Source organism: Synechococcus sp. UW69 (assembly GCF_900474185.1).
In the GTDB taxonomy this organism is placed as follows: Bacteria; Cyanobacteriota; Cyanobacteriia; order PCC-6307; family Cyanobiaceae; genus Parasynechococcus.
Map to the genome: position 1 here is coordinate 120,741 of NZ_UCNW01000006.1, position 25,199 is coordinate 145,939.

Genomic DNA, 25,199 nt, shown 5'->3' on the forward strand with positions numbered 1-25,199 from the left:
CCTTTATCCAGTTACTGTTTTTACTCCTTCATAATAGCCTCCAGCACGAAAATCGAAACGTTCTACTTTATCCTCTTTGGCACATGTTGTCTGTGAATAATGTAGGAGTGTGCTAAATCCTTCGGGTACCATTTTTGGGCATAACCTGCCTACATCATTGGCAAATGGGCAGAAATACACACCTGCCCATCGATTCAGGAAACGACCCTTTATTTCATCCGAAAAGATAAATCCATGTTGATCTGCGAGCTTGAGGATTTCCTCGGGCTCAGCTTCCTGGAAAAGAGCTCTGAATGGCAAATCTTCTTCTAGAACTTCAAGAAAGCGTATGAATTCAGCACGCGACATAGAGAATCTAGTTGCTTATCCATATTTTACCAGCATGTATCCGCTTCTTATCAGAGTTGTTTTGCTTATGGAGGGTCCAGTGGGCTTTTCATTCTCCTTGGATGTAAGGGCCCCGTCCGCGTTGTCAGGCTTCTGTGCAAAAAGCAAAGTATTTAATCAAGCTTGATTTTGAGATTGGCTTGTTGCTGCTTGGTTCCTATGCAATGGATGAAATTCTCATCGTGCTCTGATCACTTGCTTCACTTTATTCTTCTTAAGCTAGATATCCATTAATTATCAATTTTGCAGGTGCATGGGTCAATTCTTACCAATTCATCGTTATAGGTAAATTCCGCTGTTAGAAATAAATATACGCGTTTCGCATGGTGCCTAACTCGCAGAGATTTGATACTTTATTTTCGTGGATGGATGAACAGCAGGCCATTAGATTGCTTTCACAAAATATTCGTACTCTCGATAATCCTGGCATTAAGTATATTGCAGCGACAAGGCTGGGAGCTTGTTCTTCGCGAGACTCTCTTGACGCGTTAGTTTTAGCTGCCACTGGGGACAGAGAAAATATTTTTGACTCTATTACACGCCGCAAATCTATTGAAGCACTAGGACGTCGACGTGATCTCAGTACATTGCCTACCATTTATGATGCTATGTCTAGTAGCGATGAGCAGACGATTGTTAATGCGGTTGATACGTTGATTAATTTTGGCGTTCCACTTGATTCTCAGTTTAAATCATCTCTTTTAAAGATCATTCAAGATGGCTCAGATGTACTTAAGCGTGTTGCAATTCAGTGCTTTAGTCGTTTGGAGATGCATGACAGTAATGGGATAATCTCTAAGCAACAGAGCAATCCAAATATATTAGTTAATGGCGCATCTATCGCTTATTCAATAAGAGTTGAAGGTGATAAGAGCAAGTTGCAGACTCTTACAGATCACCTCGAAAATACCAATGTTATTTATCGGAGATCGTCGGTTATTGATATTGGTGATGCTGGTGAGCCGTCTCTTTTGTCGAATATTGCAAAAGTAGCCGTTTCAATGCCCTTAAGAGCTAAAAGTGCGTTCAAGATAACTCCGAAGATTAAAACTGAATCCCAAAGAAGCCTGATCAATCAAATGTTGCAGGATGATTCTCGTCATCTCTGTTTCACGCAAAGTGTTGATGTACCTGTTGATTTAAAAGAAGTCTGCGACTTACTAAGGCATAGAGACGAAGAACGGCAGTATTCGGGTGCAAAAACCTTGTTTACTTGGCCGGTTGCTGGTCTAACGGAGGCAATCAACTCTATTTGGGAGAATCATGGCTCCGACTATGGCGTTCACTATCAAGTCAACTGTTTGATCTCTCAACTTGGATTAACAGAATTATCTTTCATTACCAAGGAATCATTATCAGAGCCAGCTCCACAGTATGCAAAATCAAAAATTGCAGCCACTTGGGGATGCTTAAACTTAGGTTTATCCGAATGTCGCAGTGAGATTGAAAATCTATTTATGATGTCTAGTTGGGAACCTCTTCGATGGACATGTGCAGAGGTTTTACGCAAGTTGTAGAGGGTTGATCTTTTATTGTTTTGATTAGTTGTTTAGAAAGGTAACTTGTACCGCCTCGATTTTTCTATGGTTTGACTTGGAAGTTCGCCAAAGGCAGTGTAGTAACGTCGCGCATATCTTCCTTGATGTTTAAACCCATATTTAATCGCAATATCACGAATTGAGTATAGTTTTAATTTCTGACGAGCTTCCTTGTTGAGCATCATTCTTCTCGATTCTTCTAGCCTAATATGTGTCATCAGCTCAATGATTCCCATGCCAAAGAATTCCTGACAGACGCGATATAATGATGCCTGGCTTGTGTTGATATGTTTGCAGACTTCAAGCAACGATAGAGGAGATTCCATAGACTTTTGGCTGTGGGCAAGGTTGATGATTTCTCTTAATTGACCGATGTTCTTTTGTCCGTGACTATTTTGTTCACTCATTGGTTCTTCGAGGCATGCTATTACTAGGTCAAAGTATTTTTCTGGCGTCTGAATTCCTGACGATACCTCTTTTCTTGCTAATCTTTTGAGTTGGCCTAGGGCATTATTATTGGAATAAACTCCCTGATCACTCGTGAGTCTTTCGAGTCCATCGTATGCTTTGCAGTTTTTAAGCAATTCAAGGAGTAGTTTTTTATCAATCATGCAACCAGTACTAGAGCATTCACTGGAATATTTTCCCCATGCATTCCCTGGTACTGAGTTAATGGTTCCAAACCCAGCTAGGCTATTTTGGGCCATTTTAAATCCATCACAATATCCAAAGGCATCTTGAATGTCTATTTTTGGAGTAATCCAATTGAAGTCGATGGTAACACCATTGCCCCATCCCTCGTACAGCAAGGTTTTGTTGGCAGATATTTCTGCAAGTGATACTTTATTGGCAGTTGCGGCTTGCATCGTATAGATACCATTGCCACCATCTAGCTGCGTTATTTTTGTAAGTTGACCCAGTTTTGCAAGCTCTTCAGAAATCTCTAGTGGATCTCGAAATTCAAAAGTTGTTTTCATGTTTTATTCTCCCTTCCAAGCACTGAATGAATATATATTCCTGTTTGATCGATCTATTGTTTGACTGGGAGTTTCTCCATAATACGAAGAGTAGGATTGCTCAAACTTTTTCCAGTTTTTGAAACCATAGTAAAGTGCTGTTCTTTTCTTTGTAAATTCTTTGAGTCCGGTTGAGGAATGGGGAGTTAAAAATGCCTTGCGCGTCTGCTCCAAACGTATTCTTCTGACAAGCTCAATTACATCCATGTTGAAAATTCTTCGACATGTAGTATTTAGAGAGTCTCTGTTTGAATTGAGGTATTCAGTAATTTCTTCGAGTGTGATTGGCGGCATTCCTGCACGATCTTCGTGAATTAGTTTGACCATATCTTCTATGAGGTCTGTTGACTCACACCGATGTGCATCAAATGTTGATTCATTATCTTCGTTGTCAAGAAATATGATTGCTAGATCGTAAAAGGAATTTGGTTTCTTTGATGGCTGGCCATTGAAATGATCATGGAATAATTTTTTGAGTTGAGTGCTGGCATGATCATCCGAGTCAATTCCAATGCATTCTTCGAGCCTTGCATAGGCATTAAAGGCATTCAATTTATTTATTCTTTCTTGTAATTTATTCCATTTTAAACTCATGCAGCAAAGCTCTTCATTTGCTCCCACAATGTCCCAGATATTTCCTCCTGTTTTGTTGATCCGATTGAATCCGGCAATACTATTTCTCGTCATCTGGTGGCCGCTTATCGTTGTAAGTACCTCCTTATTTTTTGTCGCTAAACTATCTAGCCAGCAGAACGATACTGATTTTGTATTGGCTTCTTCCTCGTAGAGAAGTGTTTGGTTGGATTTGAAAATTTCAAGATGGACATCTTGAATTGGTGAGCAAGTGGTCTGCGTTTCTAGAATTCCGGTGCTTAACTGAGTTACATTGCAGCCGAAGCTGGAGGTTGAATGATATTCCTCAAAATGTGCCTTGCAAAACTCTTCCATTTCGAGCGTATCGCAAAAAACATAATTTCGCGATCGTTTTCTTCGCAAGACCTTTCAGCTTATTTTTTCTACTCTATGGTTTTTGGGGCTCATGTGTACGAAGCTTGATGTTTTTCTTGAAGATTAAATTTTCACTTTCTGCTATCCGATTCTTATCAGATTCGCTTGAATTCCTTCTGTTTATGTTAGGCGGAGTAGAGGTTGAGCTGCTTAGGGCATCTTTTTAATGCTTTAGCCCTCTTATTCGTACTTGCTCCTGTGTTCTTATGAATCTCTACTTAGTATGTTGATTGCAACATTGAATACTGCTTGTACTGACTCATCTGTTTCTGCTGACTTTGCTGTTTCTATGCTTTCGACTGATTTATATGCTTCTAATTTCATCAGTGCCATCGCAGTGTTCTTGCGTACCTGATTGTCTTCGTCGATCAACTTTTTGCACAGTATATGTTCAACATCTTCTGCATCGCATGATTTTCCAATCAGTGTAACTGCTTCTGCTCTCACCTCCGGTGAGATGTCATCTAGTGCTTTGAATACTCTGATTTGCGCCCGAGGATCATCACTCTTTTGTATTTGATCTCCTAAAGCTGAAATTGCAGCAACTCGAACTTCAGCCACGTCTGAATCTGCAGCCTCTAGCAATGCCTCGGGTGCTTTGGCACCGATGAAACTTAGCGCCAGGTTGATCAAGCCAACCTGAAATGGTGTGCAGTCTGGATTTTTCAGGATTCCTAGTAAGGAATCCATGGCGTCGGGGCCAATGGTTGCCATTGCTCCAGCAGAAGATCCGAGTACAACTGGATCACTATCTTCTAAAAAGGCTTCAAGCAGATAAGGTAACGCTTCCTTGTTGCCAATTAAATTGAGCGTTTTTGCTGATGCTCTCCTGACGATGACATTCTGGTGACTTCGAAGTGCTTTACAGAGAATGGGTAGAGCTTTGTCTCCTACTGCGCCAAGACTTTTTGCAAAGGTGAGTCGCAGAGCTCCTCTCGCATCTCCGAGACCGGCGACCATTCGCTCGAGTGACTCTGCATCTGATTGAGGGATTTCACCTTCACCTAACTGTGTGCTGAGCTCATCAGCAAGCTGCTGTGCCTCTTCTTCCGTGAGTTGGCTTTCGCTGATTGATGAGATATCGGTGAAATCCTGGAGCACGGTGGATGTCCAACTTCGTTGAGTCGCAATCTAAGCGACTCTGCTCAGGCACCTACCGGCTTGTGGGGCTTTGCAGTGTCGCCGCGTGGACACAAAAATGCCCCCTTCCTGGAAAGGGGGCAGACGTGATGGCATTTCGGTGCCTAATTCATCTTCATCAATATGGCAATGGCTTAACGCCGAAGGGACGGAAGGGAGCAGCGCCGGTTCTCCTGGGAGGCTGATGTCCGCCGTACTTTTGTTGGGGCAGCGTTGCTGCGCCCTTAAAGATCGGCTTCATCATGCTGATCGCTGCCGTAGCCAGTTGCGTCGTGGTGCGACTCCGACGTCCTTGTGCGTTGTCACTAACGGCAACCTTTGTGCCGGCAAGCTCGCGCATCATGTTGAAGGAGCTGGTCATCATTCCTGCGTAGGAATCGCCTGCTCGCATGTAAGGAACGATCTCAGATCCAAACACCTCGGCATATTCTGCGCAATCTGTGAGGCTGTCGATCAGAGCATCAAATCCCTCTTCTGCTTGAAGTTTGATGCTGTTTTGAACTTCCTCTTGAGTGAGGGGTGCCCGTCCTAGCAGGTGTTTGAAGTTCAGTTCAATCCCACGTTGGGGGGCGACACTATGGAAATAATTTTCCTTGTAGAAAGGAGATTTTGCCAGGCCGTTAACAAAGTCCCGGACTGTAATTTCTCCGTTCATCAAGCGCACCTCAAGGGAGGTGCAACGCTCGTTTTCAGTGGGAGGCAGGTTTCCGTATACCTGCCTGTAGGCGGCAATGATCGTGCGCTCGAGTGCTTCACTGCTGCCTGGGTGATACTCGTCGAAAGTCACCGCAAAGGGACATTCGCTATGAAGCCGAGGACCAATGCCGAGGCCCATCTGGGAACAGGTGTTGCGCTTGAACTCAGCGATGGCACCAGCAACAGTCCGATGAACTGTGTTTTTTCCAGCCTTGCTGGGCATGGAGTAAGACGCTGGTTTGGTGCGGCTTGCTGCAGCCATACCTGCTGGACTAGTTTGTGTGCTTAGCATGGGGGAAAATAGTGAATAGATTAATAACAGTGACCTTTTCCAACGTGCTTAGAAGCTCACGAATTTGTCGTTACTTGCAAGCGAGCTGGAAACTTAAATTCAGTGATGTTTCATCTAGGATTAAATGAAGACCTTTCACTTGAGGTCACCTTGAGTAATCATTGCGTTGATGAATGTTCTCACTACTGCCTGATTGGCTATTAGCATCTTGGCTTTTGTGGCCTTTTGGTGTTACTGACTGAGTATTTCTGACTTGTCAATGTCAGATTTTTGATCTTGAAAATAAAAAGGGGTGGGCTTTTGGCCCACCCCCTCAGTCAGATCAAAAAATCACTCAGCTTGAACTGATGATCAGCCCAGGGAGTTGATCACGTAGTCGAGCAGCTGGTTGTAAGCGGTCAGAGCCTGAGCGCTCATGTCGCGAGGGGCGCAACCACGGGAACGGATGTGGGAGAAACCAGCCACGTAGGTACCAGCATCGATGCTGAGAGCCTTGTAGACCTCTTTCTGACCATTGATGGCCAGCTCATCCAGAGGGCCGGTGCCGCCGGTGACCAGGCAGTAGTTGATCAGACGCAGGTAGTGAACGAAGTCACGCTTGCACTTCTCTTTGCCTTCGGTGGCGCACTTACGGGGCTGACGGCCGGTGGCACCGTTGGGGTACTGGCTGTAGACAGCGTCGACAGCTTCCTGAGCGACCTGGTCGTAGTTGCTGGCGAGTTTCTCAGCAGCTTCCAGACGAGCAGAAGCACGCTGGATGGAGCCCTGGACGGACTCCATGTCGGAGGCGGTGGGGAAGCGGGAAGCGCTGTCGGCTGCGCCGACGACGGTGGTGATGACGGACTTCATGATTAAGAAGAAGGTTGTTCAGGTGTGCAGAAAATCAATCTCTGGCTCAGCTGATGGCGCTGATCACCATGTCGAAGTAGCTAGCAGCTTCACCAGACAGGCTGGCGCAATCACCAGAAGTCAGAGCCATCTTCTTGGGCTGGCTGTTGGTGTTGGTGATCAGAGCACTGGCGGCTGCCTTCATGATGGCAACAGCGCGAGCGGCGGATCCGGTAGGAACGCCCAGAGCTGCATAGGTCTCGCGGAGACCGTTCAGGCAGCGGTCCTGCAGCACAGAAGCGTCACCGGCGAGCAGTGCGTAGGAGACGTAGCGCAGAACGATCTCGCCGTCGCGCAGGCAAGCAGCCATTTTGCGGTTGGTGTAAACACCACCGTTAGGGGCTGTCAGGCCGGTGTTCTCGCAGCAGATGCCGGCGACGGCGTCTGACACGATGCAGCTGGCGTTGGAAGTGATGGCGTTCACAGCGTCAAGGCGCTTGTTGCCATCAGCAATGAAGGACTTCAGAGAGGCAAGTTCGCCGCCACCAATGAAGGAGCCGCTGGAATCGGCCGAGACAGCAGCCCGGGAGAATGCGTCGAGCATGGGGTTGTGGAATACGTTGTTTGGGGAGATGCATTCCGCATCACGAATGAACATACCCCTGCTTTCCAGACCGACTTCCTGAACACCGTCGTCAGGACACACAAGTTGACAAAGGAAAAATTAGTGAAGTTTTTCCGCCAACCATCCTTTGGCTTATTCATCTCTTTGTGCCCCGCTTTATGACATCTGTTTAAGGACTTGTTGGCAGCTCCATTTCAGTGGTAGCCAGAAGGCATTGGCCGAAAGCTCCTCCAGCAGAGGCTTCTGGTCCACAAGGCCCAAGCGGAGGCATCCCCAGGCCGCCGCAATTCGGGATTTTGTGTATTGAGGAATCGTTTCAGCCAAGGCAAGCCTGATGAGTTCGCTTCGCTCTCCCAAACCCTGAAGGCTTACAACGGCTGTTAGGTAATAGTGCGTTACATAATCGCTCCATAGTTTTTCTTTGATGTCGTCAATCAAGACCAGTCTTTCTGGCATGGCCATGGCCATCAAGCTTGAGGCGCCTCCGTACTGACGTGCTTCATCGCGATGCTGGAGGTTGTTTTCGATCTCCGTCGGTTCGACGGCGCAAATCCACTCCTGCCTAAGTTTCAGTTGTTGGGGGTTGTCTTGTAGGAGTTGTGTGATCAACTCGGTATACCTATCGGGAATTTGACATTTCTTGTCTGGGTCGACCAACTGAAATGCACTCCTAGCGCGCAACGACATCGAGACAGGTGCGGTTACAAGAGCCTCTAGTCTTGATACATCGCCAGCATCACCGAGATCGATAACGGCAGAACGCCTTCTCCCTGCGATTGGATCGACTAATTGAGGAATGAGTACATCCAGCCCTTTGGATTGCAGGGTGACTTTTGATAAGTATGCTCTTGCTGCACCAGCCACCAGTGGATTGCAGTCTTCAGCAAGTGGTCTGATGTTGTCGACGACTCCGGAGACTCCCAATCGACAGAAGGACTGAATGACAGCTCTTTTCTGAATATCTTCTCCTTCGAGTGCACCCAGTAATTGTTCTTGATCTGTTTCAGTTAGTGGGGCTCCTATTTTTGTAATCGCCTCTACCGAATTGATGACTGCTGCTTCGTCACTACAGGTCAATGCGCGAAAAAGAGAGGGCAGAGCTTTTGTGCTTTTTCTTCTGCCAAGGGCGTCGATTGCCTTGCGTCGGGTGATGCGATTATAGAGATGTTCCGGATCTAACTCTGAAGCTTTAATCAGCACTTCGAGGGATTCTTCAGTGTTGCTCGCGCCGAGTCTTGTCGCGGCCATGTATTTATCAACCGGCCTCTCAAGTGTGTCTGGATCAGCCAAGATGACAGCCATAGCTTGCTCCTCTGTCAAGCCTTCAACCAAGTTGTCGAATCTTTCGGCCATGTCTTAGGGGTCGTTAAAGAAAAACCTGGATTTCGTTGCCAGCTGCTAGTGGAGCTCCAAATTGAGCTTGATCATGTCTGAGCCTGCAGCGGCTTAGGAGTTCCATTGTCCTTTTGACCATAGCATCGATATATCCGGCTTAGAGGTAATTGATTCATGATTAATGTATATCGCCGTTCTTCTGGTTTCAGCTTTAACGCATCCTTCCCTTCTGTTATTGTAGTGAAGAGAAGTTTGACACTATGCCTGTTTCGCCTGAGCTTGAGCAAGCACTTCCAAGGTTCGTGCAAGCTGTTCAGAGTTCTATAGAGGTTCAAAATCAACTTAACTTGGTTGTTGAGTTGGCTCAATTGACAGACATTGTTAAACAGGTTGAACCAACACTCACTGGGGCAGCACTGATTCCTTACGAGCAGGCAACGAGTCCCCCTAAAATTACTATTGATTCTGGTGTGTTGGAGAAAAATATTCCTTGGCGTTTGTTGCGATGCCCTGGAGGTCCTTTGGTTCTGCAGATGATTTGTGAAAAGGTCAATTTTGCGCTTTGGATTGAAAGCTGTTAACGATGTCGAATTCTGTTATTGAGCAGTTTATTAACCTGGTTGTGTACGACCATGCCATGGCCACTGGATTGAAGGCCTGCGAGACTGATCAAGATATTGTTGACTATGCAGCCTCCCGTGATTATGTGTTTTCAATTTCAGCTTGGCTTCAGTATGTCGAATCAGATGCAGTTGTCTTGTCTGAATCTGAAGTCTTAGCCATTCAAACCATTACGAACGATCATTGGTCATGGGCTTTCCGTAGGGTTGCTCCTTGGAGAGCCATGTTGATGGATGGTGCCTAGTTGTACTGTCTGTTTGCAGTCGTTCCGTCTAGACTCATTCCTATGATTTCAGAGGCTCTAGATGACCAATTCTGCCCTTAGCGCAAATCAAGACAGTACTTTAGAAGCTTTTATTTCTTTAGTTCGCCAAAATCCTGACCTAAAAGCTCAAATTAAAGCCGCTCTTAATCAAGATCAAGTTATAGATATCGCTGCCGCTAATGGTTTTGAAATCGATTCTTCTGCAATTTTGAGAAAGTGGAGCAAACATACTGACTTTACTCAGGATACGTGGATGGGATGGTTCGAAGAGTAAGAATTCCCTCAAGAATTAATTTCTGAATATCTTGTTGATTTGCTACCTTTTTTGGCCCAATATGTGACAAGTTCTTCTCCTCCTGGCCTAGGTACACTTGCGGTAGCTTGTAGTATTTTGAATGATCGCCTTGGTCCCATTGGCCAATTCCCGATAGCTTTAACTCTTCTAATTCTTCCGCCAATTGCTTGTATGCAACTATCAAATTTTTCTAGCTGTGTTTGATCAACAGTTTCGAAGATAAAGTCCGTTCCAACGCATATTAGATGCTGAGAACGTATCCATGCTTTCATTTGTTTTTGTGTATCCTGCATCTCAGGCTTTGCTATTTAGCCACTCATCAGTGATTTCTTCGGAGAAACTTTTAATTCTCTTGAATTTTAGAAGGCCATGCTCGGATCCCCAGATCTGTTCATCTGTCTTGGGGTCAAATCCTCGATCACGGCTGATCCAATTTTCTTGATCTACTTCAACTTCGCTAACAAGATAAGTTAGTTTTCCGTCTCGTGGAACTAGGCAGTTTTTTCCCGGTTCAACTTTTCCGATGTAATGACCTGCTTTTTCTTGTTGGAAATGCATTGCACATCCACACCGTTTTTTTAAGGTTGCAGTGTTGATGTCTTTCATGAGTTCGGCATCACGACCTGCTCCAGCCAATCTTCTCGGGTTAGCGAATCCGTAGTTCTCTACTATGAATGATTCTTTGCTTGCAGTTAAACGATGAATTCCCTGTCTATAGGGATCCCAAGGTGCATAGTCGTAACATTGTTCAGAATAAAAGCCAGGCCCTTGGAAGACGTGCCACGGTAAGGGTCGAAAAAAGATATTGATTCGAGCAAAATCCTTTGGATTCTGTTGTGACTGCTCGATGTTGTCGTAAACACCAGCGAGAGTCTTCGCGAATTCGGCAATGGCTAAATTCATCTTCATCTTGTGTCTCTACGCATTAATGCGTCTGACTTCGGATGCAAACGAAGTTTGTAGTATCCCTGATCCGGCAGATGTTCTCAAGACGGAGGATCTACAGCGAACATTTTCTGAAACAAACCAGATTCTTTCTTCCGCAATTGATTGCTCATATTGAGTTGTAAGGGTAAATGTACCATCATCCAAAAAGTGATATTCAGATATTGCGGCCTCAGATTCTGCGTATCCAACACTTCTGATTAATTTTCCTGAGCAATTGTCTTTTGTTAGAGGAACAATAATGCAAGATCCTGATGACACTTCTGACGGGTCTTCGGGTTCCCAGTCGCTTTCTGCGCACCACTCCATCCTGAATGGTGATGTAACCAAGTGGTCATCTTGGTTCGCGATAATTGATGATTCAAGTAGCTGTTTTACCGCGGTGTTTTCTTTATCGATCTGTTCTATTGTGACTTCGCTAAGAACTTCTTCAAACTGTTGAAAAGCTAGAGAGTGCCCTGATCGCATTGAGCGCCACTTGCCTGAACTTTGAGCAACAAATTGCTCAATCGTCATGCGAGGTTGTGTTGCTTTCTGGGTTGAGCTCATCCAGTGAAGGACGGTTTATCTGCATCATGTTAACCATTGAATCGACCATCATGGACATGGCCATGGGAGTCGAGGCTACAGATTGCAGGAATGTTGTGTTCCTGCTTGGGTGTTCACTTGATGGTGGGCGCAGAATAGGCATGTTTAGAAAGGTTGTTGCTCCTTAGTTGGCGGCCGGACGGCTGCTTTGACTGATCTTTGATTATCTTGCCATCATCACTGATGAGCCAGCGATAATTCTACGAAAATCAAAAGGAGTTAACCTTCGCAATAGAAAGGATCTTGCCTCCCTGAGACAAGATTGTTTTGATGGTTGCCGACATGGACGTTTGGTTCACCACTGATTTCTGGACCGCTCTGCGATTGGCACCAACTTGACGGGGGGATGTCCAGTTGATGGTCAATGTGCCGGCATTGCCAACACCTCTACGATCTTGTGCCTCTGGTGAACTGTCAGTGCAGAGACTATTCAAGAGTTTTGAATCTGTTTCCGCGTTGTCGTATCCGGCATAACCGGCATCCAAAGCTCTTGCCCGTGTGAAGAAGAGCGTGCTTCCGCCAACGACGCTCTGTGTGGCCCGGTTGTAAGGGACTTGGTCGATGCCAAAGGCCGCAAGATATTCATCGCTGTAGGTGTAACTAGCGATCTCTGCTTCATATCCTTCTTCTTGCAGGAGGCGGACATGACTCATCAATTCTGCTTGGTCACGGGGTGGACGGCCAAGGAGATGCTTGAAGTTCAGTTCAACAAAGCGGTATGGGCTGTTGGTTTCTAAAAACAGCTTTTTGTATGTTTCTGACTGCGCGAGAGCCGTTACCAATCCCTGGACTGTCAGATCTCCATTCATGAACAATGCCTCGATCGAGGCGTTCACGTCGAGCTCCATCAGGTGTCGATTCCCAAAAACCTGGCGGTACGCTTGTCGAATCACATCCGAAGCATGTGTTGTGTCGACGTTGGCAGCCGAGGAAAGAGTTGTTGGCTCAGTCATGATGATGTGATTAGAAGGTGATTTGAGGGAGCTGCTTCATGAAGTAGCTCCCAGTAGCGGCAATTGATTTGCCTTTACATCACCTCAGTGATGGACGTGATCTTGCCTCCGCGGGCGTGGATGTACTTCATCTGGCTGCTCATGTCTTTGCCGGACACGACGTAGGTGTTGCCAGCCGTGCGTTGACGAGAACGCGCGGTCTGAGCCGAAACCACAATCCGGAAACGCTTCTTGGTGGGATCGGGCGCACCGGACTGTGTACCGGTGCGGTTCGCCCGGCTGGTGGTGTTGCTCCATCCACTGGGAACCATCCCCGTGGCGACAGAACCCACCAAGGCAGAGCTGCTCACAACGGTGTCACTTGCAGCGAAGCCTTCTGCAAGGCTCAGATGACGGTTGAAAGCAACCTGAGAGCGGCCGCTTTCTGTAAGGATCCGGGCGAAGGGAACAGTGTCTTCACCAAAGGTGCTTTGGTATTCCTCACTGTCGACGTAGCTAGCGATTTCAGCTTCGTAGCCGCCTTCGGCAAGGATCTTGGTGTGTTCGCTGATTTCAGCCTGGGATTGAGGAGCTCTTCCCAAGAAATGTTTGAAGTTCAGTTCGATGAACCGATACGGGGCGCTGGTTTCGAAAAAACGACGCTTGTATTCGGCCGAAAGACCAACAGCGCGGACGAATTCACGCGTACTGAGGATGCCCTCGATGAATTTGCTCTCCGCGGAAATCACGCGTTCGAACTCCATCAGATGGGGATTGCCCATCACTTGCTTGTAGGTGGAGCGAATCAATGAAGCAAGTTGATCCGGGCCGTCACCAGGGCAACGTTGATAGGTTTCTTGCTCCCGCTGGCCAAGACCGAAGGTGACGTATGCATCGCCCCGCATTGGTCCGGAGTCTTTGCCTGAGGTAATGCCAGGTGACTTGCTGCTGAATTGGGTGGAGGTGTAGCTTCCGGACGATGGACGCAGGCCGACAGGCTGACTTGGGAGACTGATCCGTGGCGCAACGCCGTTGGCGAGGCTGCGGGTCAGCGCAGGACTTCCACCGCGGGCACTATCACTTCCAGCAAAGCTCTTTTGAAGAGCAGCCAGCAGTGGGAAGGCTGCTGTTGACAGGTCAGCGGGTGAACTCCATGAGCGGGCATAGGGCACAACGTCGCTACCGAAGACTTCGAGGTACTCCGCGGAGTCAACGATGCTGTCGACAAAGCCGTCGTGACCGTGTTCTGCCTGTAGGGCGATTTTCGCTGAGATCTCGGCCTGTGTTTCAGGTGCGCGACCCAACAGGTGCTTGAACGTCAGCTCGACACCCCGCTGTGGGGCAACGCTTCTGAAGAAACGGTCCTTGTAGAAGCTGGACTTGGCCAGACCACGAACGAATTCACGCACGGTCAAACGACCGTCCCGAAGCTGAGCTTCCAATTCCGAGCAACGCTCGAAATCCATCACATGGGCGTTGCCAAAAACCTGTCGATATGAAGCACTGATCACCGTTGCCAGTGACGCCACATCTTCTGGGCTGTAGCACTCGCTCGTGACGCGATGGGGGCAGTCCTCGTGAGTGCGTGGACCAACCCCAATCGCCATCTGATCACACGACTGCTTCAGGAACTCACCAATGGTGAGGGCAGCGGTTTGGGCTACTCCCTTGCGCTGGAAGCGAACGGGATCACTCCACTTGGTGGTTGTGCCGAAGCCAAGAGAAGATTGTGTGCTGGCCATTGTTTTGTGAGGGGAGATGGGGTCGTGTGCGTCGAGATGAGTGCGGATGAAGCGTTTAGGTCACCGGCGTAATGCTGGCAATTTTGCCGCCTTCGTTATGGATGCGTTTGAACTGCTCGGAGAGCTTGTCAAACGGCACGTAGAAGACCCGGTTGCCGCGGGTGTAGCGGGAAATCCGCCTGACATTGTTGGCTTTGTAGGCCGTGACCTCGACCCGATACGTGAGGCCTTGATCGCTTGCGCCAGCTCCGAGGCGCGTTGGTGCGTCCTGAAGGTTGGGGGACGGACGGAAACTCCAGCCAGCGGTGTCTTTCGAGGAAGGGGGAACCACTGCGATGGCTCGGTTCAGATAAGCCGAACCTCCCAGCTTGCTGCTGTTGCCTGCAAGATCACCTTTAAGGCTGCTGCTGCTGTTGCCGCGCAGCAACTGGAAGCTCCAGGTGAATTCCTGCAAGGTGGCGCAGCTTTCGGTCTTCCAGCCCCGCTGATAAGGGACCGTCCATTCGCCGAAGGCGTTCTGATAGTCCTCACTATTCAGAAAGCTGTCGATATCAGCTTCATATCCCTTGCTATCCAGGCGATCGGCGTGCTCACGCATTTCCGCGTAGTCAGCAGGTGCGCGGCCTAGAAGGTGGCGGAACGCAAGCTCGATGTAACGGTAACGCGCGCAGTTATCAAAGAAGCGGCTGCGATACAGGTCGCTTTTGGCAATGCGACCCACCAGCTCTCTGACGCTGATTTCACCAAGCTTGAACTGGGATTCTTCGACGATCTGCCGCTCGCTGTCCATCACGTAAGCGTTGCCAAGCACTTGCTTGTAAACGGCTCGGATGATCTGTTCTTTCTTGGCGTCCTCATCGCCTGGGATCAGCTCGAGGGGGGCTTCGCTCTCCTCAGAGAAGCGTTCGACCCCGAGAAGCGAGGCTGGACCGAAAGGCATGAATTACTCGCATGGCTTCGACTAATAGTCGTCCAGAAGCCTTCGTGTGAAGAGGATTCTTTATAAACCTCAATCCATTGTGTCCAACTGTTGCGTCACGCAGTGATTCCTGGCCCGTGACTGCGATCTCGGCGGGTTTCGCAGGAAAAGTTTTGATTCGGAACGTTCGCCTTAGGCGTCTTTCCCATTGATCAGGGATTCAAGGCTTCCTCTTGTCGTGGAGCGGGTGATCGGATTCCAGCAGTCGAGTTCTTCGACTGATCGGCTCAAAAGCGTGGCAATTTGATCCTCCAGCCCGGTGCACAGGGAAAAGTCTGCTCCGCGAATCGACGTGACCGTGTCGAGAGCCGCCCCCTCAAGGTTGGCGCCGCGCAGATCGGCCATGTCCATCTCGCAGGTTCCGAATCGGGTCCCCCGGCACATGGCTCCGCGAAATGTGGCTGATCGCAGGTCCGCGCCAGCTAAGGAAACTCCATCCAGCAGAGCTCCACTCAAGTCTGAGCCACTCAAATAGGCACCCATCAGCACGCTGCCTCTGAGGTCCATTCCCCGCAAATCTGTGCTGTTGAGAAAAGCCCCATTCAGCTTGGCCCCTGGGCCAACGGCTCCGCTCGTGTTGAGTGCGAAGTCTTCCGGTACCAAAGTTGTCTGATCGTAACGGGCTAGGCGTAAGTCAGCTCCTTCGAGTTGGCACTTGCTGAGATTCGTGCCGCGTAGATCACATCGACAGAGTTTGGCGTCTCTCAGGTCGAGTTGTCCTAAGTCCTGACCACTCCAGTCGGCTCCTCGAGCATCGACTGGAGTGTTGGCGGAGCTGGTTGCTCCGCACTGTTCCGGTGCCGCCCATTCACGCAGATTAAGAGCCCCAGATTTGGGCATCGACATCTCAGTTGCGGAGCATGGCAACAACGATCGTAAGGAGCACCCGCACGATCTCGAATCCACCGACGGCAAACAGGCCGAGCCAGAGCTTCAGTGCGAAGGCAGGCGGTTCGTCGTTCACCCATGTGGCGGCGACGTTCAGTCGTTGTGCTTCGGCGCCTTGCTGGCTGGGCGCTCGATCTTGAAGCGCGTCGCGCCAGTCGGTTCCGTAGCGCGGGAATTGTTGGTAGATGGGGATTTCTCCGAGACCCCGTCCGGGCAAAACGCGGGACCTTTGCTGCGGAACAAGGTCATACCCGAAGCAGTTCATGTATTCGGGGCTGTCCAGCAGGGCGTCGACAAAGGATGTGAAACCCTTTTCGCCGATCACGATGGACCAGGCACGGCGTTCAGCGTCGCCATGGGTCGGGCGGCCGAGTACTCGGCCGACGACCTGGTCCACCATGCGGTAGTTCGAGCTGCACTGGTAGTAACCCTGCTGGAAGCGTTCTGACAGGAGCAGGCCACGGATGAAATCCCGAACCGTGATGTTTCCGCTGCGCAGCTGTGATTCAAGGAACGGTTCGCGATCACTGCGCATCGCATGGAAGAACACCTGCCGGTAGGCCTGCTCAATCAAACTGTCGATCTCGACTCTGGATGTGTCATCGCCTGCAGCACAGGAGGCATACATCTGAGGCTTGATGGTGCTGCTGTCACCGGCAAGATTGCTGACGCGACCGTTCTGTGTGTTGAGCGGATACCCAAGAAGCGGGATGGCCATGGCGTGCCCCGTGAGTAGAAATACTTGGGTGTGATCTTCCCTTGATAATTGGGTGTGAGGTGGCTGCGCTTATCAGCTCTTAACTGCAGATTTGTTGAGCTCCGCACTGAGGTGCTGGAAGCAGTCGTTGATCAACTGCCGGTCGCTTGGTCGCGAGATCTCTTTCAAGGCCTGCAGTCTCAGCTGGTCGAGGGCGATATTCATCCCCTCGATGGGCACATTCATCCGCCTGTAGAGCTCCCGCAGGGCCGCCATCCCGTTGGAATTTGTAAAGCGGCTTTGGTTGCATGCCACCGCATAGATGATGACGCGCAGAAAGTTCCAGCAGTCGCGCCAGCAGGCCTCTGCTCTGTCCTGCGGGTGGAGAGCCCCGCCCGGCTCGAAGAGCTCTGGCTGGGTTTCAAGCAGGTGGCCCCTCGCCTGATTCACCAAGTCATTCGTCCTTTTCGTCAGGTTGCCGGGGAGCGTGCAATCCACTCCTGACGACTGGCAGATGCTGGCCAGTTCACCGGGTGTGAGCAGTCTTTGCCCCTGGTCGGCACGCTCGAGGATGGCGCGCGTGGCCTGGGGCAGTGCCTCGCTTTTGCTCAGGCCCTGAACTTGCGCACCCTGCACCAGGGTCTTGAAATCGATGTTCTGGAGGTTCAAGCGTTGACGGTGGCCACAGGTGTGGCGATGAGCCAGCCGTGGCGTTCCAAGTAAAAGGCCCACACCAAGTCTTGGCCAAGCCCAGGGCAACGGGTGATTGCAGCTTCGGTGAGTTCTGCCGGTATGCCCAATTGCGACAACAGCACAGCGACGGCGTCTGGATTCGAGGCCGTCGCTGTGCGGATGGCTGATCCGACCACCCACGTCAGTCGCGTGTCTTTCAGATCGCCGCTGCTTTCTTCGCAAGCCAGCAGAAGATTGGCTGGCGAGGTGTGTTGATCAAACGTCTCTTGCCAGAGCTCGATGTTTTCATCGCGAAGATTGATCCGAAAACAGCCATCTCCTACTGGTAGATCCAGCTCACCGCTGCTGCCGGCCTGGTCCTGAAGGACAACAATTCTCGGATCTGCCAGTGCGCTCATCAAGAAACGCCGCTCAACATGAATTTAACCAGTGTCCTGGAATTTCCCCGTGCAGGTGATCGGTTCGTGGGAATCGACATGCACCAGCAGTGATCCCTGAGGTTTCGCGTCAGGGGGTGTCGTCTGAGGGCACCGCTGAGGAGTTCTTTTTCAGCAGGCCCGTGACAGTGGCCAGGGCAAACATCGCTAGCAGAGCCAAGCCCAGGGTGAGGCTTGCGCCCTGAGCCACGCCTGCGCCGACGGCCACCAGGATCGAATCGCTGATCAGCACGCTGATCACCAGAGCAGGGGCAAAGATGCGCCAGTGGGTCCGGCTGATCCCGATGGCATAGCTAAGGAAATCAAACAGTCCGGTCATCAGCAGACCCGTCATCAAAAAGAAGTTGCCTTCCAGTTGGTTTTTGCTGAAGCCATCGATTCGTTTCATCGCGCTGGCCCCCACCAGACGGCTGACCGGGCCGCGTCCCCAGCGGCGGGCGATGAAAAACGCCGCGCTGCAGAACACCAGGTCCGAGAGGATGATCGTGAGGTAGCCGACCTTGAACCCCAGCAGAGAGCCGGCCAGTAAGGAATAAACGGAACTCGGCAGCGCCGGCAGGATGATGCTCACCCCCCGCAGCAGAAAAAGACCGAGTGGGGCCCAGATGCCCATGTCATTGACAGCGCTCTGCAGCGGTGCGATGCCGTAACGCTGCAGATAAACGACGGCAACAATGAAGACGGCGACCCAGGCGCTGACCTTCAGCCCTGTCTTCAGCCTTGACATCTCCTCTCCTCAATCGCTCGAAAGCCCTGGGGAATGTAGGCCAGTCGCGGCTTGTCCCAGGGCCGTGGACACGAAGCTCAGCATCGATACCATCGGCGAAATCTCTCGACCCGAGGCCTGTCCGGTGACCACCTCCTCTCCGCGCACCGCGTTCGAGCAACAGCTGTGCACCCATCTGTTCAGTCTCAGTGAGGTGGTGGAAACACTGGCTGATCGCCTGATGGAGCTGGAGACGAGGTTGGCCGACGTTGAGGGGCAGCAGGTGGTTGATGCGGAGATCGCCGCTGTCAGCGATGACGCCGGCGAACTGCTCCTGGCCAGCGAAGAGAAAGTGCGGATGCTTCGGGATCGTCTGACCCCAGGCGAGGTCGTGGCTCTTCATGCCGAGGATGCTTCAGCAGCTGACGATCAAGAGGTTTCAGAGACCCCTGAGGTTGAGATGGAGGTCGTCGACCGTGTCGAGGACGAGGCCCTCAGTGACGACACCGAATACGTGGATGATCCTCAGATTGATCTGCTGTCTGCCTGATCAGGTCAGCTCAAGCAGGCGAATCCGGAAGGCGGCCACCTGGCGTGCCATGTCGGGGGAACTGATCAGAAAGGGGTGGTCTGCCATCGCCTCAAACACGGCTTCCAGGTGCTGCTCTTGGCTGACCTCGCTGCTGTTGCTGCCTCGCAGTTGTTTCCAGGTGCGATCGAACACCATCGCGAAGCTGTCCGCGTTGTCAAAAACACGGTCTGTGCCTGCATCTGGAGAGATGAATGACACGGCAGTTTTGGCATCGATGTGATGCCAGGACCCAGATTTGAACTGGGGACACGGCGATTTTCAGTCGCCTGCTCTACCAACTGAGCTATCCCGGCGCGTCGCCTAAGCGACCTGGGAATCTTAAATCACCGCCTGCGCTGTCTTGCGGGTGTGCGTCCCAGGCAGATCAATCCAGCCACCCCATGGCCGGCCTCTTCCAGCGCCTGGCGAGCCGCCAAAGCGGTTGCCCCTGTCGTGAGGATGTCATCCACGAGCCAGACCGAGGTGAGGGCCGTTGCTGGGTTGTGGGGACTGGCTCGGAACGCGCCGATCAGGTTCGTCTGGCGTTGGCTTCTGTTCAGATGGTGTTGGCTCAGCCCGACACGGGTTCGTTGCAGCAGGTCTGCTGTTGGTCGGTCCAAGCCCATGGCAATGCGCTGAGGCAGGGGGTTGATGCCCTGCCGTTTCCAGCTTGGAATCGGCACCAACACCGCTGCGGAAGGCAAGCTCAAGCTGTCAGACAGCATCTGAACCAACGTCGCAAGTGCGTTCTGTGAAAGTGCGTTCTGTTTGGTTGGCTGACGCACCTTCAGCAGCAGCTGGCGCAGGGCGCCCTCATAGGGCCCAAGAGCGCACCATCGCAAGGGCTCCAGGCCCTTGATGCCCTCAGGAGGAAGCTGCAGTGCGTCTCGGCATTGTCCGCAGGGAGATGTCGGTGCCTGTGGCTCTTGCCAAGGTCCATCACAGATCGGGCAACGGGGCTCGATCAGCAGGGTCTGGGCGAAGGTCAGGAACGCTCGATGCACAGCGGGAAGCTCGGTGCATCGAGCGTTCCACTGCTGAATCAGATTGTTCCTGGCTTAGCCGTTCTCCTTGGGCATCGCCCGAAGCATGGCCACCAACGTGCGATGGGCGTCTTCGCTGTCGGTGAGGGTGTGATCGAAAGCGATGCTGATGCTCGCGCCATCCACCTCTAGTTCCATGGTCTCTGCTTTCACAGACACCATGCGTGCGGCGGCGGGATTGCTCACGCCGCCGTAGTGCTTGGCGTAGGCGAGCACCGCTTCCGCATGGTCGTCGTTCATGTGTTTGCAGATCCGTGTGCTGACGGCATCAGTGAGGGCGTCTGCAGGCATCGGTATGAAACGAGGGGAATGCAATCTTTGCAGTGATTGGTTCAGGCGAAGCGCTCGATCAGCAGAAGGCCGAGGCGGATGCCGCTGAATCCCACATAACAGGCCAACACGATGAAGAGCCCCATCGCCAGAATTTCGCGGAGATTGGAGGGCATGGCTGGCTGGCTTGTTGCCGGAATTCTCACCCGACTAGGGCCTGTTGGGCCAGTCGCGCCACACCTGCAGCGGGGGGTGTTTGACAACTGGTCACAGGACAGCCAAGACGGCGTTCCCGAAGCCGTCTCCATTGGGGATTGCGCGCTCCTCCGCCGATGCTGATGATCCGTTGGGGCGCGGCGGCACCCAGAGCCTGGAGGCGTTGCCAACCCTGCGCTTCGATCTCGGCGAGGCCTTCGAGCAGTCCATGCAGGTAGAGGGCATCACTCACCGGGCGAGGTTCCAGCACCGGCAGCAGCTCAGGATCATCGACAGGGAAGCGTTCGCCCGGGCCTGGCAGGGGGCGCAGTGAGAGGCCGCTATTGGTATCAGGGTCGATTTGGCGGCTGAGCTCCGCGAGCTGGTCGTCGCTGTAGAAGCGCCGCAGCACGCCTGCCCCTGCGTTGGAGGCGCCTCCACAGAGCCATCGCTCACCAACGCGATGACTGGTGACGCCGGGGGCTTCCAAGGGCGTTTCTGTGAAGCACTTCATCACCAACGTGGTGCCCAGCACGGTGACCCCGTCTCCCGGTTGGGGATGGGCGGCCAACACAGCGGCATTGGAATCCGTCGTCCCGGCGACGATGATCAGATCGTCAGCCAAGCCCAAGGCTTTGGCCTGGTTTGGGGCGATCGTTCCCAGGATGCTGCCGCTGCGACGGATGTCGGGCAGTGTTTGCTTCCAGGGTTGTGTGGCAAAGCTGGATGGCCAGCTGTTGGTGATGAGATCCCAGCCCAGTCGGAGATTGTTGCCTTCTTCCCCCCAGCTCCAGTTGTTCAGCAGCCATCCGCTGATCCAGTCCGCTTGATGACGCAACAGGATCTCGTTGCCGTATATGGCTAGCAGCCGAAGTGCCCTCGCCAGGCTGCTGCTGCTGCTTTGCGCAAGGTTTCCTGTGCCCACCAGCTCTTGCAGAAGGGGAGCTACCTCTGGACAGGCCAGGGAGTAAGGCAAGGCTTCCCCGAGGGGGAGACCATGGGAGTCGCAGGCCAGGAGGGTGCCTGATGTGCCATCAACTGCAAGCGCCCTGAGCCGAGATTGAAGGCGCTTGGGGATGGCTTGAAGCAGCTCGCGACAGGCCTCACGCCAAGACTCGGGGTCGCAAAACGAACCGTGGTAGTTGCTGGCCTGGGTGTGGTGCAACACACCATCCATGCCCAGCACAGCTATGCGAACACCACTGGTGCCCAGGTCGATGCCTAGCACCAGTGGTGGTTGTGTCATGACCTACGCAGTGACGCCCTGTGCAACCTTCGCTTGGCGAAGTTCCTCGCTTTTTGCACTGACGTCTTCCCAGGGCGCCTGCAAGTCGTTACGTCCGAAATGGCCGTAGGCGGCTGTGTCCTGATAGAAGCGACCGCCGCGTTGTTGGGGGAGGTTGCGTAGGCCGAATATCTCGATGATGGCGCCGGGGCGCAGATCGAAATGCTCCTGAACGAGGGCGGTGAGGGCGTCGTTGTCCAGTTGGCTGGTGCCGAAGGATTCCACGAGGATCGACACAGGCTTGGCGACGCCGATGGCGTAGCTCAGCTGCACTTCGGCACGTTCGGCGAGCCCTGCGGCCACAAGGCACTTGGCCACATAGCGCGCGGCATAGGCGGCCGAGCGGTCCACCTTGGTGGGGTCTTTGCCGGAGAAAGCGCCACCGCCGTGACGGGCATAGCCGCCGTAGGTGTCCACGATGATCTTTCGGCCGGTGAGGCCGGCATCTCCCTGAGGGCCGCCCACCACGAACTTGCCGGTTGGGTTCACCAGATATTTGGTTGCTTCACGGGAGGGCTTGAGCGCCAGGTCGGCTGTTGCCGGCTCCACGACATGGGTCCAGAGGTCTTTGGTGATGCGTTCCCGGATGCCCTGTTCATCGCTGATCCCATCCACTTCCGCCGTGTGCTGGGTGGAGATCAGGATCGTGTCGATCGAAACGGGCTTGTCGTTTTCGTAGACAACGCTCACCTGTGTCTTGCCATCTGGTAGCAGGTAATCCAGGGTCCCGTTGTGGCGCACTTCGGCAAGGCGGCGCGACAGCCGGTGGGCGAGGCTGATCGGCAACGGCATCAGCTCAGGTGTCTCGTTGCAGGCGTAGCCGAACATGATTCCCTGGTCGCCTGCTCCCACCAGATCAAGCGGATCGCCTGCGTGGTCGTCGGCTTCGTTGACTCCCTGGGCGATGTCGGGGGATTGCTGGTCGAGAGCCACCAGCACCGCGCAGCTGTTGGCATCGAATCCACCGGCCCGGGCGCCGCTGTAACCGATCTCCTTGATCACATTGCGAACCAAGTGGATGAAATCCACTTGTGCTTTGGATGTCACCTCACCGGTGATCATGCAGAGACCGGTGTTCACGACGGTCTCGCAGGCCACGCGGCTGGAGGGATCCTGGGCCAGCAGAGCATCGAGAACGGCGTCGCTGACCTGATCGCAGATTTTGTCGGGATGCCCTTCCGTAACGGACTCGGACGTAAAGACGTAACGGCTCATTCGAAGCTCCAGATGGCGCGACTTTACGCGGCTGGGCTGAGGGCGAGATCGTGCCAGTTGTGGAGCAGATGCTGGGCTGAGTGCAGTTCGGGGGAACGACTCCAACCACCGGTGAATCCGATCACGCAGCCAATTCCAGCCTGAAGAGCCATTTGAAGGTCGGTTTCAGCATCCCCGATCAATGCACAACGCTGGGGTGGAAGGCCCAGGCCGTCGCACAGCTCCAGAACGGCTTGCGGATCGGGTTTTCGCGGATGGTCGTCAGCACTCCAGATGCCATCAATGCATGCACTGAGCTCATGGTGATCCAGGAAGTCATCAATGCCGGATCGGGTGTCATTGCTGATGACAGCAGTGGTCACATGCAGCTGATTCAGGGCCCTTAGGAGTCCTTCTGCACCGTTGAGCAAGGGGCTGGGGGTCGCCTTGATAAGGCCGCTCTGGTCAACCGCGTCGAAGCAGGCGTGGGCCATGGCCAGGGCCTGGGGCCATGAGCAGCCAAGGAGGCAAAACACCGTTGCGGTTGAGGCGATGTTGTCCTGTCTGGAGGCAACAGCAAGGGTTCCGCCTGGATGGAGCATGCCGTTGCTCACACCGAACGCTCTGCGCAAGGTGTCTCTCAGCGCAAAGGCTTCGAGTGGTGGGGCCTGGTCTTGCCCGATTTCAATAGCTCTGTTGATGCGTTCCTCTGCCAATGCCAGCAGATGAGGCTCACTATGGGAAAGGGTGCCGTCCTTATCGAACAGCACCCCGTCAATTGAGCTGATGGGTGTTCCCTTCAGCAGAAGTGTGGCCATTCAGGCTCAGATCATCATGGAGTTGATCGGGTCTTCGCCTTCCTCAGCCTGCTCGAGCAGCATTTGCTTGTAGCGCGCGGCCATCTCTTCGGCCTTCTCAAACACTTTCTGAGGATCGGTGAGCATGTCACCGGGTTCCGGCTCCAGGGCCTTGGTGGAGAGAGAGATCCGGCCGCGCTCGGCATCGAGATCAATGATCATCACTTTCATCTGATCATTTACGTTCAGCACCGAGTGGGGGGTCTCGATGTGCTCGTGGCTGATCTCGGAAATGTGCAGCAGACCGCTGACACCACCGATGTCGATAAAAGCGCCATAGGGCTTGATGCCGCGGACGGTGCCGACCACGACTTCGCCCACTTCCAGGCGGTTCATCTTCCGCTCCACCAGGGCGCGGCGGTGGCTAAGCACCAGACGATTGCGCTCTTCGTCCACCTCGAGGAATTTCAGAGGCAGGAAGTCGGCGACCAGTTCTTCCTTCGGCTTGCGGGTGCTGATGTGGGAGCCGGGGATGAATCCCCGCAGGCCTTCCACGCGCACCAGGGCACCACCACGGTTGGTGGCAAACACCTCGGAATAGATGGTGGCATCTTCCTTCTGGAGCTGGCGAACCCGCTCCCATGCCCGCTGGTATTCGATCCGACGGATCGACAGCGCCAGCTGACCGTCCTCGTTCTCCTCACTCATGATGAAGAACTCACGGATCTCGCCGGGCTGCAGCACGTCGCTTAGACCCTCGACCCGGTTGATCGACACCTCTTGAAGAGGCATGAAGGCAGCCGTCTTGGCGCCGATGTCGATCATCGCGCCTTTCGATTCCAAGGCGAAGACCGTGCCATTGACGATGTCGCCTGGCTTGAAGTTGTAGTCGTACTTGCTGAGTAGAGCCGCGAACTCATCAATGGTGAAGCCGGCGTCGTCCAGGTTGCGGCTGGTGGCTCGGCTGCTGGGATCATCCGCTGTGGGGACGTCCTCAGGAATGCTTAAGTCCTCACCCTCAAACGCCTGTTCAACGGCGGAGTCTTCTGGTGAGGCTTCGGTAGCGTTCGCTTCTTGAACTTGGTCCTGGATCTGTTCTTCTGTCGGAGTCGCAGACATGGGGGGCTGGCGGTCTACCTCAGGTGGGTAGTACGAAAAATTCGCGTAAAACGCCCGCCGACGTTCCACGGA

At 52.6% G+C, this 25,199-nt stretch carries 31 protein-coding genes and 1 tRNA gene; 5 read left to right on the forward strand and 27 right to left on the reverse strand.

Going from position 1 to position 25,199, the window contains the following annotated elements; genetic code table 11:
* Positions 1–3 precede the first annotated feature (3 nt).
* The gene (locus tag DXY29_RS03350; protein ID WP_115022916.1) at positions 4–348 is read right to left on the reverse strand and encodes a Nif11-like leader peptide family natural product precursor; all 345 of its coding nucleotides are present in this window, start codon (positions 346–348) and stop codon (positions 4–6) included.
* Positions 349–752: 404 nt separating this feature from the next.
* Here DXY29_RS03350 and DXY29_RS03355 point away from each other — a divergent pair, with 404 nt between their 5' ends.
* Entirely contained in the window at positions 753–1,904 is a 1,152-nt protein-coding gene (locus tag DXY29_RS03355; RefSeq protein WP_170952098.1) for a HEAT repeat domain-containing protein, read from the forward strand.
* A gap of 32 nt (positions 1,905–1,936) precedes the next feature.
* Here DXY29_RS03355 and DXY29_RS03360 read toward each other — a convergent pair whose 3' ends face one another.
* From DXY29_RS03360 to DXY29_RS03390, 7 genes are all read right to left on the reverse strand, one after another.
* On the reverse strand, positions 1,937–2,902 hold the full coding sequence (locus DXY29_RS03360) for a helix-turn-helix transcriptional regulator (protein WP_115022919.1): 966 nt from the start codon (positions 2,900–2,902) through the stop codon (positions 1,937–1,939).
* Positions 2,903–2,905: 3 nt separating this feature from the next.
* Positions 2,906–3,889: a helix-turn-helix domain-containing protein gene (locus DXY29_RS03365; RefSeq protein WP_244279295.1), complete on the reverse strand. Its 984-nt coding sequence runs from the start codon at positions 3,887–3,889 to the stop codon at positions 2,906–2,908.
* A 264-nt stretch (positions 3,890–4,153) separates the two neighbouring features.
* The gene (locus DXY29_RS03370; protein WP_115022923.1) at positions 4,154–5,050 is read right to left on the reverse strand and encodes a HEAT repeat domain-containing protein; all 897 of its coding nucleotides are present in this window, start codon (positions 5,048–5,050) and stop codon (positions 4,154–4,156) included.
* 157 nt (positions 5,051–5,207) lie between these two features.
* The gene (locus DXY29_RS03375; RefSeq protein WP_115022925.1) at positions 5,208–6,077 is read right to left on the reverse strand and encodes a phycobilisome rod-core linker polypeptide; all 870 of its coding nucleotides are present in this window, start codon (positions 6,075–6,077) and stop codon (positions 5,208–5,210) included.
* 351 nt (positions 6,078–6,428) lie between these two features.
* Positions 6,429–6,926, reverse strand: a complete 498-nt coding sequence (gene mpeA / locus DXY29_RS03380; protein ID WP_115022927.1) for a class 2 C-phycoerythrin subunit alpha — start codon at positions 6,924–6,926, stop codon at positions 6,429–6,431.
* A 46-nt stretch (positions 6,927–6,972) separates the two neighbouring features.
* Positions 6,973–7,509, reverse strand: a complete 537-nt coding sequence (locus DXY29_RS03385; RefSeq protein WP_006850273.1) for a bleomycin hydrolase — start codon at positions 7,507–7,509, stop codon at positions 6,973–6,975.
* Positions 7,510–7,686: 177 nt separating this feature from the next.
* Positions 7,687–8,883, reverse strand: coding sequence for a HEAT repeat domain-containing protein (locus tag DXY29_RS03390; RefSeq protein WP_115022929.1), 1,197 nt, complete (start codon positions 8,881–8,883; stop codon positions 7,687–7,689).
* Positions 8,884–9,125: 242 nt separating this feature from the next.
* Here DXY29_RS03390 and DXY29_RS03395 point away from each other — a divergent pair, with 242 nt between their 5' ends.
* The 3 genes from DXY29_RS03395 to DXY29_RS03405 all read left to right on the forward strand — a co-directional run bounded on the left by DXY29_RS03395 (position 9,126) and on the right by DXY29_RS03405 (position 10,025).
* On the forward strand, positions 9,126–9,446 hold the full coding sequence (locus DXY29_RS03395; RefSeq protein ID WP_115022931.1) for a hypothetical protein: 321 nt from the start codon (positions 9,126–9,128) through the stop codon (positions 9,444–9,446).
* Positions 9,447–9,448: 2 nt separating this feature from the next.
* Positions 9,449–9,730 carry a Nif11-like leader peptide family natural product precursor gene (locus DXY29_RS03400; RefSeq protein ID WP_115022933.1) on the forward strand — a complete coding sequence of 94 codons (282 nt, stop codon included), beginning with the start codon at positions 9,449–9,451 and terminating at the stop codon, positions 9,728–9,730.
* Positions 9,731–9,791: 61 nt separating this feature from the next.
* Entirely contained in the window at positions 9,792–10,025 is a 234-nt protein-coding gene (locus DXY29_RS03405) for a Nif11-like leader peptide family natural product precursor (protein WP_115022935.1), read from the forward strand.
* A gap of 8 nt (positions 10,026–10,033) precedes the next feature.
* Here the strand turns inward: DXY29_RS03405 and DXY29_RS13660 are convergent, their stop codons facing one another.
* From DXY29_RS13660 to DXY29_RS03465, 11 genes are all read right to left on the reverse strand, one after another.
* Positions 10,034–10,339 carry a CpeR family transcriptional regulator gene (locus tag DXY29_RS13660; RefSeq protein ID WP_115022937.1) on the reverse strand — a complete coding sequence of 102 codons (306 nt, stop codon included), beginning with the start codon at positions 10,337–10,339 and terminating at the stop codon, positions 10,034–10,036.
* 1 nt (position 10,340) lies between these two features.
* Positions 10,341–10,955, reverse strand: coding sequence for a chromophore lyase CpcT/CpeT (locus tag DXY29_RS03415; RefSeq protein ID WP_115022939.1), 615 nt, complete (start codon positions 10,953–10,955; stop codon positions 10,341–10,343).
* Positions 10,956–10,964: 9 nt separating this feature from the next.
* The gene (locus tag DXY29_RS03420; RefSeq protein WP_115022941.1) at positions 10,965–11,507 is read right to left on the reverse strand and encodes a phycobiliprotein lyase; all 543 of its coding nucleotides are present in this window, start codon (positions 11,505–11,507) and stop codon (positions 10,965–10,967) included.
* 281 nt (positions 11,508–11,788) lie between these two features.
* Positions 11,789–12,532 carry a phycobilisome rod-core linker polypeptide gene (locus tag DXY29_RS03430; RefSeq protein ID WP_115022943.1) on the reverse strand — a complete coding sequence of 248 codons (744 nt, stop codon included), beginning with the start codon at positions 12,530–12,532 and terminating at the stop codon, positions 11,789–11,791.
* 74 nt (positions 12,533–12,606) lie between these two features.
* The gene (locus DXY29_RS03435; RefSeq protein WP_115022944.1) at positions 12,607–14,253 is read right to left on the reverse strand and encodes a phycobilisome rod-core linker polypeptide; all 1,647 of its coding nucleotides are present in this window, start codon (positions 14,251–14,253) and stop codon (positions 12,607–12,609) included.
* 55 nt (positions 14,254–14,308) lie between these two features.
* A complete protein-coding gene (locus tag DXY29_RS03440; RefSeq protein WP_115022945.1) occupies positions 14,309–15,193 on the reverse strand; it encodes a phycobilisome linker polypeptide in 885 nt (294 codons plus the stop codon).
* 171 nt (positions 15,194–15,364) lie between these two features.
* On the reverse strand, positions 15,365–16,078 hold the full coding sequence (locus DXY29_RS03445) for a pentapeptide repeat-containing protein (RefSeq protein WP_115022946.1): 714 nt from the start codon (positions 16,076–16,078) through the stop codon (positions 15,365–15,367).
* A 1-nt stretch (position 16,079) separates the two neighbouring features.
* Positions 16,080–16,838: a phycobilisome rod-core linker polypeptide gene (locus tag DXY29_RS03450; protein ID WP_115022947.1), complete on the reverse strand. Its 759-nt coding sequence runs from the start codon at positions 16,836–16,838 to the stop codon at positions 16,080–16,082.
* Positions 16,839–16,910: 72 nt separating this feature from the next.
* Entirely contained in the window at positions 16,911–17,486 is a 576-nt protein-coding gene (locus DXY29_RS03455; RefSeq protein WP_115022948.1) for a phycobilisome polypeptide, read from the reverse strand.
* Positions 17,483–17,908, reverse strand: a complete 426-nt coding sequence (locus DXY29_RS03460; protein WP_115022949.1) for a hypothetical protein — start codon at positions 17,906–17,908, stop codon at positions 17,483–17,485. Before DXY29_RS03460 ends, DXY29_RS03455 begins: the two co-directional genes overlap by 4 nt.
* A gap of 109 nt (positions 17,909–18,017) precedes the next feature.
* Positions 18,018–18,674 carry a TVP38/TMEM64 family protein gene (locus DXY29_RS03465; RefSeq protein WP_115022950.1) on the reverse strand — a complete coding sequence of 219 codons (657 nt, stop codon included), beginning with the start codon at positions 18,672–18,674 and terminating at the stop codon, positions 18,018–18,020.
* A 64-nt stretch (positions 18,675–18,738) separates the two neighbouring features.
* Here DXY29_RS03465 and DXY29_RS03470 point away from each other — a divergent pair, with 64 nt between their 5' ends.
* Entirely contained in the window at positions 18,739–19,203 is a 465-nt protein-coding gene (locus DXY29_RS03470) for a hypothetical protein (protein ID WP_115022952.1), read from the forward strand.
* On the opposite strand, the gene DXY29_RS03475 is transcribed toward DXY29_RS03470, so the two are convergent.
* The 8 genes from DXY29_RS03475 to DXY29_RS03510 form a co-directional block, all read right to left on the reverse strand.
* The gene (locus DXY29_RS03475) at positions 19,204–19,380 is read right to left on the reverse strand and encodes a hypothetical protein (RefSeq protein WP_371411061.1); all 177 of its coding nucleotides are present in this window, start codon (positions 19,378–19,380) and stop codon (positions 19,204–19,206) included.
* An 85-nt stretch (positions 19,381–19,465) separates the two neighbouring features.
* Positions 19,466–19,538, reverse strand: a tRNA-Phe gene (locus DXY29_RS03480).
* Positions 19,539–19,568: 30 nt separating this feature from the next.
* Entirely contained in the window at positions 19,569–20,228 is a 660-nt protein-coding gene (locus tag DXY29_RS03485) for a ComF family protein (RefSeq protein ID WP_115022956.1), read from the reverse strand.
* A 54-nt stretch (positions 20,229–20,282) separates the two neighbouring features.
* Positions 20,283–20,558: a DUF2470 domain-containing protein gene (locus tag DXY29_RS03490; RefSeq protein WP_115022958.1), complete on the reverse strand. Its 276-nt coding sequence runs from the start codon at positions 20,556–20,558 to the stop codon at positions 20,283–20,285.
* Positions 20,559–20,739: 181 nt separating this feature from the next.
* Positions 20,740–21,978, reverse strand: coding sequence for an FGGY-family carbohydrate kinase (locus tag DXY29_RS03495; protein ID WP_115022960.1), 1,239 nt, complete (start codon positions 21,976–21,978; stop codon positions 20,740–20,742).
* Between the two features lie 3 nt (positions 21,979–21,981).
* Positions 21,982–23,232, reverse strand: coding sequence for a methionine adenosyltransferase (gene metK, locus DXY29_RS03500; protein WP_115022963.1), 1,251 nt, complete (start codon positions 23,230–23,232; stop codon positions 21,982–21,984).
* Positions 23,233–23,255: 23 nt separating this feature from the next.
* Positions 23,256–24,029: an HAD family hydrolase gene (locus DXY29_RS03505; protein ID WP_115022965.1), complete on the reverse strand. Its 774-nt coding sequence runs from the start codon at positions 24,027–24,029 to the stop codon at positions 23,256–23,258.
* A 6-nt stretch (positions 24,030–24,035) separates the two neighbouring features.
* Positions 24,036–25,127 (reverse strand): 30S ribosomal protein S1, encoded by a 1,092-nt coding sequence (locus tag DXY29_RS03510; RefSeq protein ID WP_115022967.1) that lies wholly within the window; start codon positions 25,125–25,127, stop codon positions 24,036–24,038.
* Between the last annotated feature and the right edge of the window lie 72 nt (positions 25,128–25,199).